Genomic DNA, 12,164 nt, shown 5'->3' with positions numbered 1-12,164 from the left:
AACCTTTGCTCCTCTGAACCTTTGAACCTCAATTTGGTGCAAATTGAACTAAATGTTGTAATTTTGCAAAAAATTACGAAGATGGTCAAGATTGGCAACATAGAATTACCCGAATTTCCTTTATTACTAGCACCGATGGAAGATGTTAGCGATCCGCCGTTTCGCAGATTATGCAAAACGCACGGAGCTGACTTAATGTATTCTGAATTTATTTCATCGGAAGGATTAATTCGTGACGCTATAAAAAGCCGCATGAAGCTGGATATTTTTGATTACGAACGTCCTGTTGGAATTCAGATTTTTGGTGGTGATGAAGAAGCGATGGAAATGTCGTCTAAAATTGTTTCTACTGTAAAACCTGATTTAGTGGATATCAATTTTGGATGTCCGGTAAAAAAAGTCGTTTGCCGTGGTGCTGGAGCAGGAGTTTTAAAAGACGTTGATTTGATGGTACGTTTAACGAAAGCGGTTATCAAAGGAACTGATTTACCTGTTACGGTAAAAACACGTTTAGGCTGGGATGATAACTCAATTAATATTGATGAAGTCGCAGAAAGACTGCAGGATATTGGAGTTCAAGCTTTAACAATCCACGCTAGAACTCGTGCTCAAATGTACAAAGGCCATTCTGACTGGTCGCATATTGCGCGTGTAAAAAATAACCCAAGAATTACAATGCCTATTTTCGGAAATGGCGATATCGACAGTCCAGAAAAAGCATTAAAATATAAAAACGAATACGGAATTGACGGTATCATGATTGGCCGTGCCGCTATTGGTTATCCATGGATTTTTAACGAAATCAAGCACTATTTCAAAACAGGCGAGCACTTACCTGCTCCAACGGTTATTGATCGTGTTGAAGCGGCTAGAAATCATTTGCAATGGTCAATGGATTGGAAAGGTGAACGTTTAGGAATTGTAGAAATGCGTCGTCATTACACTAACTATTTTAAAGGAATTCATTCGTTTAAAGAATTCAAACAAAAATTAGTTACAACTGATGCTCCTGAAGATTTATTTGCTATCATGAAAGAAATCGAAGAGGTTTATGCTGGATATGAGTTTGTTTAAAATATAATCTTTGTCAAGGTTTTGAAACTTCACAAAGGAATTGAAAAAGCCCTTCAAATTTTTGAAGGGCTCTTTTTTTATATATTGTAGTCTAAAATTATTTTAAACATTTGTTGCAGCATTTTTTTTAGCCAAATCTATAGCTGATTTTAACTCTGAAAAAAATAATTCTGCTTCTTTTTTATTTCGAATTGATTTAGTCAAATTATCAATATTAGTTGATTCTTTAGAATCTCTGCTTACTTTAATATTCTTCTCAGAAGCAGAAGCTAAAGCAATTTCCTGAATTTTATTAATCTTATTTTGAATAGAATCTTTCATAAAACAAATTTAAACATTATTGATTTAAATTAAACATATAATATCTATAAAGATCATTCGTTTTTCTTTGAAAATCAAAAGGTTCTGGTTTTGGCTTAAAAAATGCCAATCCATTATTATCTAATTCAATTGTTCCATTACGAAGCAATCGAACATACCAATCTACTCCGATAATTACCAAAAAGTCTTTCAAATTTTTATAATTATATCTAAACATTCTGTGATATAGATTTGCTCGTAAATCATCTGAACCATCTATCCCAATTGAGATATGAGGATTGTTTTTTAAAAAAGTAATAGAAAACAAAATGATTGTTGAAAACACTTTATTACTATCCTTATGTTTTAGATTTACAGAATCATTTATTTTTCCATTTGAATCAAATGGACCAAAAGCCAAATTGTAAACATTCGGCAGTAAGGATTCTGCAATATTTGTAAACTTAACTTTAAGTTGAGTTATTGTGCTATCCTTTAATACAGATTCAAAAATATATTGGTCAAAATTGGGACTTACATAAATAGCTTCAAAGGTATCTTCTAAGTTAATTTTAATCATAAAAAAATATCTAATTTGATCAAATACAAAAGAACAAATTTAATGCAATTTTCTTACAAATAAAATTTAATATTATTGTTCAAATTATTTTAAACCTGAACTCTCTTCCACTTTCCTCTTTTATAAAAAAAGATCCCCGTTAAAGTGATTGCAGTTTCAGCAACAGGAATCGCAATAAAAACTCCGGTTGGTCCCAGATTAAAATGCTTGGCCAAAACAAAGGCAAGCGGAATTTGAAACAACCAAAATCCGAAGAAGTTAATTCCTGTTGGTGTCCAAGTATCTCCTGCTCCATTGAAAGTATTGATTAAAACCATTCCGATTCCGTAGAAAATAAATCCGATACTCATAATTTGCAATGCCTCAATTGCAATGGTTTTAACCTGCAGATCATTCGTGAAAAACGAAATAATGTATTGTCCAAAAACTAATGTAATAACCATAATCGAAGCCATGAAAATCACATTATATCTGGCTGTCGTATAAACCGATTTTTCGGCACGCTCAATTTGTTTGGCTCCTAAATTCTGACCAACCAAAGTCGCGGCGGCATTACTTAATCCCCAAGCTGGAAGTATGAAAAACATCATAATTCTCAATGCCGTTTGATAACCTGCAGAACCGTGATCACCGCCTGTTGTAGCTACTAATTGTGCCAAGAAAATCCAACTGCATGAAGCAATTACAAATTGCAAAATTCCTGGCGCTGCGATTTTTACTAAAGCTTTTATTTGAGTAAAATCTGGAACGAAATAGGGTATTTTAATTTTTAGAACTCCGTTTCCAAAGAATAAATGATATACTTGATAAATAACTCCAATACTTCTTCCGATAGTCGTTGCCAAAGCAGCTCCGACTAATCCAAAAGCGGGAATTGGTCCAAAACCATTAATTAGAACAGGACATAAAATAATGTTACAAATGTTTGCAATCCAAAGACTTTTCATAGCGATGGCTGCATTTCCTGCTCCGCGGAAAATTCCGTTTATTAAGAACAAAAGCATAATGCATAAACTAGAGCCAATCATAATTTGAGTAAATCGGAAACCATGTTCGGCTGATTCTACAGAAGAACCCATTAAAATCAAAATATCTTTTGCATAAATAATTCCGAAAATGCTCAATACACTATTAACTGCAAATGCAATTATAATGGCTTGCATTCCAGCTTTGGCTGCAGCCACTGGATCTTTTTCTCCAATTCTTCGTGCCACAACCGCGGTTGCCGCCATACTCATTCCGATGGCGAGAGAATAAATTACAGTCAATACCGATTCGGTTAAACCAACGGTCTGAATGGCAAAACTGCTGTGTTCTAAATGTCCAACGAAATACAAATCGACTAATGCAAAAACCGATTCCATCATCATTTCTAAAACCATCGGAATGGCCAATAGAATTACAGCTTTTTTGATACTTCCAGAAGTATAGTCAAAAGATTCGTCGCCTTTTAAAGCTTGTTTCAAAGTGGTAAAAATTTTAGAAAAGAAGCTTTTCTTTATAGATGTTTCTGTCATGATATTTTAGGATAAATGATAAAATTGGTCCAGATGTATCTTAATCTGAACTAAAAAAGTAAACGTAAGTATCCTAATTATTCTAAAAAAATAAAATAGGATTAAGCAGAAACAATCATATGCTGTAGATTTTCAAGGGAGTAAATATAAGTAATATTTCTAAAGAAGAAATTAATCCAGCAATTTTTTGCTAACTCGGCTACTTGCAATTAACGACGCAACAAATCCTAAAGAAATAATTGTCGTCATGACAATTAGAACATTTTCTACTGTAAAAACAACTGGATAGGCCAAAGTTGGCGTGATCATGATAAGTTCAAATTTCTGCTGTAATATCACGAGAATGATACCTAAAGCAAGTCCGATCAAGCCACCAAAAACACTTAGTAAAGTTCCTTGCAACAAAAATATTTTTCGAAGATCTCCAATGTCAGAGCCTAAATTGAAAAGGGTTTTAAGATTGCCCTTTTTTTCTAAAATCATCATAATCAATGCGCCAATCAAATTAAAAAGTGCTACAATGATAACTAATGTGAAAATCAGATAAACCGCAATGTTTTCGGTATTGAGCATTTTATACAAAGATTCATTCAGCTGCGCTCTATTTTTTAAAGTAATTTTATTTTTAAAAATAGTATTAAGCTGAGTCTTTATTGCTGTTTCGTCTGCGTTTTCTTTTAATTTAAATTCTAGTCCTGAGATTTGATTGTGCTTGTACATTAACAATTCCTGCACTAACCCTAAATCTGCAAATACATATTTTGAATCTAAATCTTCGCTAATTGAATATATTCCAACAGGCAATACATCTGTTTTATTGAAAGCTTCCTCTGGATTTTCGATTCCGCCTTTTCCTGGTTTCGGAGCAAAAATCTGAAGAGGGTTTTCAAAATCCAGAATTCCCATGGAGAAATTTTGAGCTAACCCATAACCAATTACAACCTGATAACTATCTGGTTTCAACCATTGACCATTAAAAAGTTTTTTCTTGATATCGTTGACAACTGGATATAAACTGTCAACACCTTTTAAATACGTGACTTGCTGTTTGTCTTTGAATAAAAACAGCACACGCTCTTCTATAATTTTGGTGTAAGAAGCAACCCCATTGATTTTCTTAATCTGATTTTCTTGATCTGGAGTAAATAAAAAAGATTTTCCGTAGGTACTTGTCAATTTTAAATCTGGATCAATTTCGTTTGTAAACGAAAGGCTGAAAACCTTTAATCCGCTAAAAACAGATAAAACCACAAACAAAGCCATCGTTCCAACAATGATTCCCATGCTGGCAATACGATTGATGATATTAATAGCATTGTTTTTACTGCTGCTAAAAATATAACGTTTGGCTATGTATAAAGGGAAATTCAAATTATGACTTTCTTCTTTTTTCTAAAAGATCTCTGTTTTCTATCGGGTTCTCTTTTCCTGCAAGTGCATTGTCGATTTTCTCGATATAATCTAATGAATCGTCTATGAAAAATACTAAATTCGGAACACGACGTAATTGCAAACGAACACGTTGCGCTAGATCATGTTTGATTAATGTTGTATTAGTTTTAATTGCCTCTAATGTTTCTTTGGCTTTTTCTTGCGGAAAAATACTTAAATATACTGTTGCCACAGACAAATCTGTAGTGACACTAACTTTGGATACAGAAATTACCAAGTTTGTAATTCCGTTTTTTCTCACTTCACCTTGCAAAATGTCAACCAGATCTTTCTGAAGAACACCGCCTATTTTTTTCTGTCTATTTGTTTCCATACTGCAAAAATACTACTTTTTAAATTCAATCCTCACAATTTGCACTCAACTAAAAAGAATGAATTTAGTATTGTTTTTGCATAAAGCAAAATTTAAATAAAATTACATACCTATTTTACCATTTTTCCCACTCAAAATTTATTCTAATCCGTGGTTCCAGAACTGATAAAAGTCATTATTTTTCTCAGAAATAAGCTTCATATTTGATATAAATCTAACACTAATCAAATTATGAAAAAGAGAGAACCACTAAGTCACATAATGACTAAAAGCGTAATTACAGTAAATCAAAATGACGATCTAAAAAAGGTTGTTGAAAAACTAAAAGCCAACTCAATTCGCCATATTCCGGTTGTGAATGGTAAAGAGGTTGTGGGAATTATTAGTCGCACAGATATTAACCGTCTTACTTTTGGTGCATTATTTGACGGACAAGACGGAGCAGATGAAGCTATTTTAGAAATGCTTACTATTTCGCAAGTTATGACTTCTAAACCCAAAACGGTTTCATCTGATACCATAATAAGAGATTTGGCTGAAATTTTTGTGAAAGAAGAGTTTCACGCTCTTCCAGTTGTTGACAACGGAGAACTAAAAGGAATTGTTACTACAACCGACGTTTTAAAATACTTCTTAGAACAGTATGTCTAAACAAAATCATACATAATTTTATTTTTAAAAGTGGCAGAAAGAATACTCTGCCACTTTTTCTTTTTATACGATATATAATAATAAATTGTATATTTTTTTAGATATAATATCAAAAAATCAATCAAGTTTTAATTATTAAATAATTTTATTATTGTTAAAATTTTACATTTTTTCTGATAAAAACAAAATTAGCACTACTTAACTTAAAAACCAGTAAATCAGCATTTCAAAGCAAAAAAGATTCGAGTATTCTTTAAAAAAAAACTTATTCTATTCAAAACTAACAGGATAGAACAGGATACAAAGGGTTTTGGTTATAAATAAGTTTAAACAACTTTAACTAACCGAAATCTATATTTATGAAAAACAAAATTAGCCATTTGTTAATTTTGATCTTTTCCATTTTTGTGCACCTGACCACACTAGCACAAACCAAAATGGTAACTGGATCAATCACGGATTCCAACGGAGTTCCAATTCCCGGAGCAAATATTGCCGTAAAGGGCTCACAAACCAATACTATTTCCGACTTTGATGGAAAATATTCCATAAACGCAAGTACAGGAAGCGTTTTAATTTTTAGTTCTACAGGTTCTAAAACAATTGAAAAAACGGTTGAGCAATCTTCTATTATCGATATTACGTTAAGCGATGAAGTTGCTGAACTCAAAGAAGTAGTTGTCGTGGGTTATGGAACCATGAAAAAAAGCGATTTAACAGGTTCGATCGCTCAAATAAAAGGCGATGTTCTTAATACTGTAACCAGTTCAAATCCGTTAGAAGCGGTTCAGGGACGTGCTGCTGGTGTTGCCGTTCTAAACAACGATTCTTCTCCCGGTTCTTCTCCTAAAATAAGAATTCGCGGAAACGGCTCTGTCAGTGCAGGAAACGATCCTTTAATTGTAGTTGATGGTTTTCCACTGGTCAACAGCAACTTAAACGACATTAGTTCTAACGACATCGAATCTATGGAGATTCTTAAAGATGCTTCTTCGGCCGCAATTTACGGTTCAAGAGGTGCAAATGGCGTTATCTTGATCACTACAAAAAGAGGTAAAAAAGGACAAAATAATCTGGAGATTGTGGGCACTCAAGGAATCTCTACTCCTACCCGACTTCCTAAGACATTAAGTAGAGATAGCTTCGTCAATTTTATAAATGATGCTTATACCTATTCTACTGGAAAACCTGTTTATTCTGCCACCAATCCTGCCCCAAACATTAACACAGATTGGCAAGACGAAATTATCCAGAATATGGCGCTTATGCAAAACTACTCGTTGTCTTTTAGCGGAGGAAAAGAAAACACAACTTATCTGCTTTCTGGAAATATTTTTTCGCAAGACGGAATTGTAGAAGCATCTGGTTTTAAAAAACTAACTCTTAGAACCAATTTAAATCACGAATACAAACCTTGGCTTACTGTTGGAACGCATCTGCAAGTAGGACGTTCGCAAAGAGATATTCGAAACAATCCTACTGGAGACATTTTCAGATATGGTTGGCCAACAATACCTGTAAAAAATCCCGATGGAAGCTGGTATTATGCTACAGAAGATCCTGCTGTAAGTTCTTATTTTGAAGGTACTTGGAATCCTGTTTCGGAAGCATCAGAAATGACAAACGAAATTTCAACAGATCGTATTCTTGGCGATGTGTATGCGCATTTCAAAATTGCCAAAAACTTAACTTTTAAAACCAATTATGGCGTAGATATTTCTAATGAAAAACAATATGAATACTACACCTCAAAATCTACTGCCGGAATTGGATCTGGAAACACAGGAACTGGAGGACAATATTACAGAAGACAAAGCTCTCAGCTAACCGATAATATTTTAAGTTATGCCAATACTTGGAAAGATAAACATAGTCTTACTGCCACTGCCGTTTATTCATGGCAAGAATATGTTTATGAAGATTTGGGAGTTAAGGGCTCTGGTTTTCAAAATGATGCTACAGGAGCAAATGATATTACATATGCCGATAGAGCAAGTATTACCAACTCTTCTAACAAATATTCTAGCAAATTAATTTCATGGACTGCAAGAACTTCTTATACCTACAACGAAAAATATCTGATAACCTTAACTGGGCGTTATGATGGATCATCTCGTTTTGGAAGTAACAACAAATGGGGATTTTTCCCTTCTTTGGGACTTGGCTGGAATGTTGACAAAGAAAACTTTCTTAAGAACAATAGCGTAATTTCTACTTTAAAATTAAGAGCGAGTTATGGTGTTACGGGTAATCAGGAAATTGGCAATTATCAATCTTTGTCTAAACTTGTTAAAGCAAATTATGTATACGAAAACAATCCAATTTTTGGATTTGTCGAGACAATCGGAAATCCAGACCTAAAATGGGAACGCAATATTCAGTACAACGCAGGTATCGATTTAAGCTTATGGAAAAGATTTGATTTGAATTTAGATTTTTATCAGAGACAAACCTCAGATCTTTTATACAACGTTCCTATTCCTACGACTTCTGGTTATTCTAGTATGCTTCAAAATATTGGCGAAGTCAAAAATATTGGTTTCGAAGTTACGGCAAGAGTAAAAGTTATAGACTCGAATTTTAAATGGGATATAAGCGGTAATTTCTCTAAAAATAAAAACGAAATCGTAAGTCTTTACGGAGATGTAAGCCGCATAAATGTTGGAAGTTCTTCTGCTGGAATTGCTAAATATCTAATTGTTGGCCAGCCTGTAAATAGTGTTTGGGCAAGAGAATCTGCAGGTATCATTAAAACTCAGGAACAGTTAACGGCTTATCGACAAATACGTCCTACCGCACAACTTGGAGAAGAAATGTATGTTGACAAAAACAACGACAAAATCATTAATAATGATGATTACGTAAATATCGGAACAACTTCTCCAGATTTCTTTTATGGAATATCGACTAATCTAAGTTATAAGAATTTAACATTAGATATTTACGGACAAGGAGCAACGGGTTTGGCTTCTGACGAAGACAACAATTATATGATTTTTGGTGAAAATCAGATTCAAAACAGAAATTATATTCCGACACAATATGCTTATGATAGAATGTGGAGTCCGACAAATCCTTCTGGAAATTTCCCAAGAGCAGGTGCAAAAGATGTGTATTTGTCAAATCGTACAAACGGAGACTGGAATTATTTTGTAGTCAAAAACATTAAACTGGCTTATAATTTATCTAACGTAATCAAAAGTGTTGATTGGGTAAAACAATTAAATGTATATGTGAATGCGCAGAACTTTATCAATATTGCAAATCACAGAGGGTATAATCCTGAAAGCGGAAATGTAACTTCTCCTTATGTTAAAACAATGCTGATTGGTTTTACTGCGAAATTTTAATTTAAAAATCTATACAAATGAAAATTCTACAATATATATTTTCGGGTTGTGCATTACTGTTTTTTTCACAGTGTACCGATTTGGCTGAAGAACCTTATACTTTCCTATCGCCAAGTAATTACTATAAAAATGCAGACGAATTGAATACTGCACTAATTGGTGTTTATGATGGTTACCAAAATGGTTTTAATGGTAATTACAAATATATCATGTATTTGGAGGTGTTAACTGAATTTGGTTCTCCAGCCTATGCAAAAGACGATGCACAACTTTGGAATGTTTGGTCAGACATGAATAATGCTGATAAAATGGTTATTACAAACTGGGATGACGCATACAACATTATCAACCGAGCAAATTTAGTTATTGGCAGAGGAGCAGATGTTGAAATGGATGAAGCTGTTAAAAAGAGATATTTTGCTGAAGCTCGTTTTTTAAGAGCAGCAACATATTATAATTTAGTGCGCATGTACGGAGGTGTTCCAATTCCCGAAACTTTTACCGAGGGCTTAAAGAATTTAGCAATACCTAGAAAAACAACCGAGGAGACTTATGCTTACATTATTGCTGATCTTGAATATGCTGAAGAAAATTTACCACAAAAATCTGGTTATCAAAGCGACAATATTTGGAGAGCTTCAAAAGGAGCAGCACAGGCTTTATTGGGAGATTTGTATCTTACCCGAGGAAGTATGACTGGCGATAAAACCTTTTTTCAAAAGTCTAAAGAGTACACCACAAAAGTAATCCAGTCTGGTCAATATGATTTACAGTCTAACTTTAAAGATCTTTGGTACTGGTGGAATATCAATAATAAAAATGGAATTGAATCTGTTTTTGAAATGCAGTATGGTGGTGTCGAAAACGAATATAACAATAACCATGTTATGTTTGGCGTCAATATAACCGAGACAACATTGGGCTGTTATATGTATCACAGATTTGGGCCTTCAATTCAGCATTATCTTTCTTATAGCAATGACGATACAAGAAAAGAAGGCAGTTTTTTAACGACGGTTAATGTTACTGAAAAAGGAAATCCGAGTCATATTTTACAAACCATCGAATTTGTTCCAGCCGATAAAGGTTTCTTTCCAGGATCTAAAGGTTGGAAAACAGCTTCGCCAGGAAATCTGAAATTTTATGACAGAACAGAAAGTTCTGCCACATTAAAAAAACCTCAGGCAAACTCTTATGTTATTCGTTATGCCGATGTATTGCTAGATTATGCCGAAGCAGAAAATGAAATTAATGGTCCTGCAGCAGCCTATGCATACGTAAACAGAATAAGAAATAGAGCAAAACTGCCAGATCTAACTCCCGGATTAAATAAAGAACAATTTGCAGATGCCATTTACAAAGAAAGAGGATGGGAATTTGTTGGAGAAGGATTATTGTACTTTGATGAATTAAGAACCAATAGAATTGGAAAAAATGTTTCAGATCATGTGAAATACGGAAATGACAACGGAATCAATATGTACGTAAACAATCCTTTACAGTTTGTACCTTCTAAAAATTTCTTATTCAAAATTCCGCGATATGATTTAGATTCTAATCCTGCGCTAATTCAAAATCCTGATAACGTAAGTAATTAAAATCAAAAAACCTTTCCATTGAACTTATGGAAAGGTTTTTTTATGGCATAATCTTTAGGATAAATTTTATCTACTTTGTAGCCATCCTTCTGGATTATTATTTGATGTATTTTGAAGGATCAGGAATTTAATAATGGTTTTTCCTGTATCACCACTTGTTCTCACTTTTCCGATGTTTTGCTTAATTGTCACTTTATCACCTTGACTTACAGAAACAGAACTTAAGTTTTGATAGACGGTAAAAAAGTCTCCATGCTGAATTACAACTGCTTTGTTTACAGGAGATAAAACGATAACCTTAGAAACCTCTCCAGCAAATACTGCTCTAGCACTTGCGCCATCTTCTGTAGTAATTTCGACTCCAGAATTATGAACTGTAATTGACGGATGCAATGGGTGTGGCTGATCTCCATAACCAAGAGAAATAAATCCTTTTTCTACTGGCCAAGGTAATCTTCCTCTATTAGCTTTAAAATCGGCAGCTAAAATTTTATCTTCTGGTGTCAATGCAATTTTCGAAGAAGAAACGGGTGCTTTTGCTTCGCTAGAACCAGGATTTGCTTTTGCTCTTTCTGCTGCCGCTTTTCTATTAGCTTCGGCAATAGCTTCACGAATTAAACGATCAATTTGTCTGTCAATTCTTTTAGCCTCGCTTTGTTTTGATCTAATATCTGCTGCAATTTTATTTTTATCTTTTTTAAGCGAATTAACTAATTTCTGCTGTTCTTTTTTCTCCGCTTCAAGCGTAACTTTTTCTTTCTGATTTTCGGCAATAATCTTCTTTTTTACTTGTCTTTGCCCGTCTAGTTTAGCATTAAAATCTACTAATTGAGCCGTTTTTGACTGAATTTCAAGACCTTGATTTTTTCTGAAAGCAGTATATTGCTTCAAGTATTGTGCTCTTTTGTAAGCTTGTAAAAAACTTTCGGAAGATAAAATGAACATAGCACGGCTCTGTTCAGATCGGCTTTTATACGATTTCAAAATCATCTCGGCATAATCTTCTTTTAGAACTTTTAGCTCTTTTTTAAGTTTATTTACCTGTACCTGATTAATATACATATCGTTACCAATCAGCCTTTCCTGTTTTGCTGTAGTATTAATTAATTTCTCTTTTAGCTTAATTTTGTTTGCCTGAATTAAATATTCATTCACAGCAGATTTCTCTTTTTTTCGAACAGACTGCAACATCTTTTCGTTATCTCTGATTTCCTGCTGAATTTGAGCTTTACGTTGTTCCAGTTTTTCTTGCTGAGAATCCTGCGCCCATACAAATGTAGTGGCACAAACTAAAACTAGACTTAGGAGAAATTTTGGCATGTTTCTGTT

At 33.7% G+C, this 12,164-nt stretch carries 10 protein-coding genes; 4 read left to right on the top strand and 6 right to left on the bottom strand.

What is annotated here, in order from left to right; genetic code table 11:
• The first annotated feature begins 81 nt into the window (after positions 1-81).
• Positions 82-1,074, top strand: coding sequence for a tRNA dihydrouridine synthase DusB (gene dusB, locus DM397_RS17540; protein ID WP_111378964.1), 993 nt, complete (start codon positions 82-84; stop codon positions 1,072-1,074).
• A gap of 102 nt (positions 1,075-1,176) precedes the next feature.
• Here dusB and DM397_RS17535 read toward each other — a convergent pair whose 3' ends face one another.
• The 5 genes from DM397_RS17535 to rbfA form a co-directional block, all read right to left on the bottom strand.
• A complete protein-coding gene (locus tag DM397_RS17535) occupies positions 1,177-1,395 on the bottom strand; it encodes a hypothetical protein (protein ID WP_111378783.1) in 219 nt (72 codons plus the stop codon).
• Between the two features lie 16 nt (positions 1,396-1,411).
• A complete protein-coding gene (locus tag DM397_RS17530; RefSeq protein ID WP_111378782.1) occupies positions 1,412-1,954 on the bottom strand; it encodes a DUF6934 family protein in 543 nt (180 codons plus the stop codon).
• 89 nt (positions 1,955-2,043) lie between these two features.
• A complete protein-coding gene (locus DM397_RS17525) occupies positions 2,044-3,471 on the bottom strand; it encodes an MATE family efflux transporter (protein ID WP_111378781.1) in 1,428 nt (475 codons plus the stop codon).
• A gap of 171 nt (positions 3,472-3,642) precedes the next feature.
• Complete coding sequence (locus DM397_RS17520; RefSeq protein ID WP_111378780.1) at positions 3,643-4,842, bottom strand: ABC transporter permease; 1,200 nt, start codon at positions 4,840-4,842, stop codon at positions 3,643-3,645.
• A gap of 1 nt (position 4,843) precedes the next feature.
• Positions 4,844-5,236 carry a 30S ribosome-binding factor RbfA gene (gene rbfA, locus DM397_RS17515; RefSeq protein ID WP_111378779.1) on the bottom strand — a complete coding sequence of 131 codons (393 nt, stop codon included), beginning with the start codon at positions 5,234-5,236 and terminating at the stop codon, positions 4,844-4,846.
• Positions 5,237-5,467: 231 nt separating this feature from the next.
• Here rbfA and DM397_RS17510 point away from each other — a divergent pair, with 231 nt between their 5' ends.
• The 3 genes from DM397_RS17510 (at position 5,468) to DM397_RS17500 (ending at position 10,835) form a co-directional block, all read left to right on the top strand.
• Positions 5,468-5,887: a CBS domain-containing protein gene (locus tag DM397_RS17510; RefSeq protein ID WP_111378778.1), complete on the top strand. Its 420-nt coding sequence runs from the start codon at positions 5,468-5,470 to the stop codon at positions 5,885-5,887.
• A 359-nt stretch (positions 5,888-6,246) separates the two neighbouring features.
• Positions 6,247-9,237 (top strand): SusC/RagA family TonB-linked outer membrane protein, encoded by a 2,991-nt coding sequence (locus DM397_RS17505; RefSeq protein ID WP_111378777.1) that lies wholly within the window; start codon positions 6,247-6,249, stop codon positions 9,235-9,237.
• A gap of 17 nt (positions 9,238-9,254) precedes the next feature.
• Positions 9,255-10,835 carry a RagB/SusD family nutrient uptake outer membrane protein gene (locus DM397_RS17500; RefSeq protein WP_111378776.1) on the top strand — a complete coding sequence of 527 codons (1,581 nt, stop codon included), beginning with the start codon at positions 9,255-9,257 and terminating at the stop codon, positions 10,833-10,835.
• A 66-nt stretch (positions 10,836-10,901) separates the two neighbouring features.
• On the opposite strand, the gene DM397_RS17495 is transcribed toward DM397_RS17500, so the two are convergent.
• Positions 10,902-12,155, bottom strand: coding sequence for a murein hydrolase activator EnvC family protein (locus tag DM397_RS17495; protein WP_111378775.1), 1,254 nt, complete (start codon positions 12,153-12,155; stop codon positions 10,902-10,904).
• Positions 12,156-12,164 lie beyond the last annotated feature (9 nt).

Source organism: Flavobacterium nitrogenifigens, assembly GCF_003254565.1.
GTDB lineage: Bacteria > Bacteroidota > Bacteroidia > Flavobacteriales > Flavobacteriaceae > Flavobacterium > Flavobacterium nitrogenifigens.
This window is presented reverse-complemented; position numbering and strand designations above follow the sequence as displayed.

Bases quoted from the DNA above. Each gene is read 5' to 3' on its own strand.
- DM397_RS17530 (WP_111378782.1), bottom strand. From the start codon at position 1,954: ATGATTAAAATTAACTTAGAAGATACCTTTGAAGCTATTTATGTAAGT.
- DM397_RS17500 (WP_111378776.1), top strand. From the start codon at position 9,255: ATGAAAATTCTACAATATATATTTTCGGGTTGTGCATTACTGTTTTTT.
- DM397_RS17505 (WP_111378777.1), top strand. From the start codon at position 6,247: ATGAAAAACAAAATTAGCCATTTGTTAATTTTGATCTTTTCCATTTTT.
- dusB (WP_111378964.1), top strand. From the start codon at position 82: ATGGTCAAGATTGGCAACATAGAATTACCCGAATTTCCTTTATTACTA.
- rbfA (WP_111378779.1), bottom strand. From the start codon at position 5,236: ATGGAAACAAATAGACAGAAAAAAATAGGCGGTGTTCTTCAGAAAGAT.
- DM397_RS17510 (WP_111378778.1), top strand. From the start codon at position 5,468: ATGAAAAAGAGAGAACCACTAAGTCACATAATGACTAAAAGCGTAATT.
- DM397_RS17495 (WP_111378775.1), bottom strand. From the start codon at position 12,155: ATGCCAAAATTTCTCCTAAGTCTAGTTTTAGTTTGTGCCACTACATTT.
- DM397_RS17535 (WP_111378783.1), bottom strand. From the start codon at position 1,395: ATGAAAGATTCTATTCAAAATAAGATTAATAAAATTCAGGAAATTGCT.
- DM397_RS17525 (WP_111378781.1), bottom strand. From the start codon at position 3,471: ATGACAGAAACATCTATAAAGAAAAGCTTCTTTTCTAAAATTTTTACC.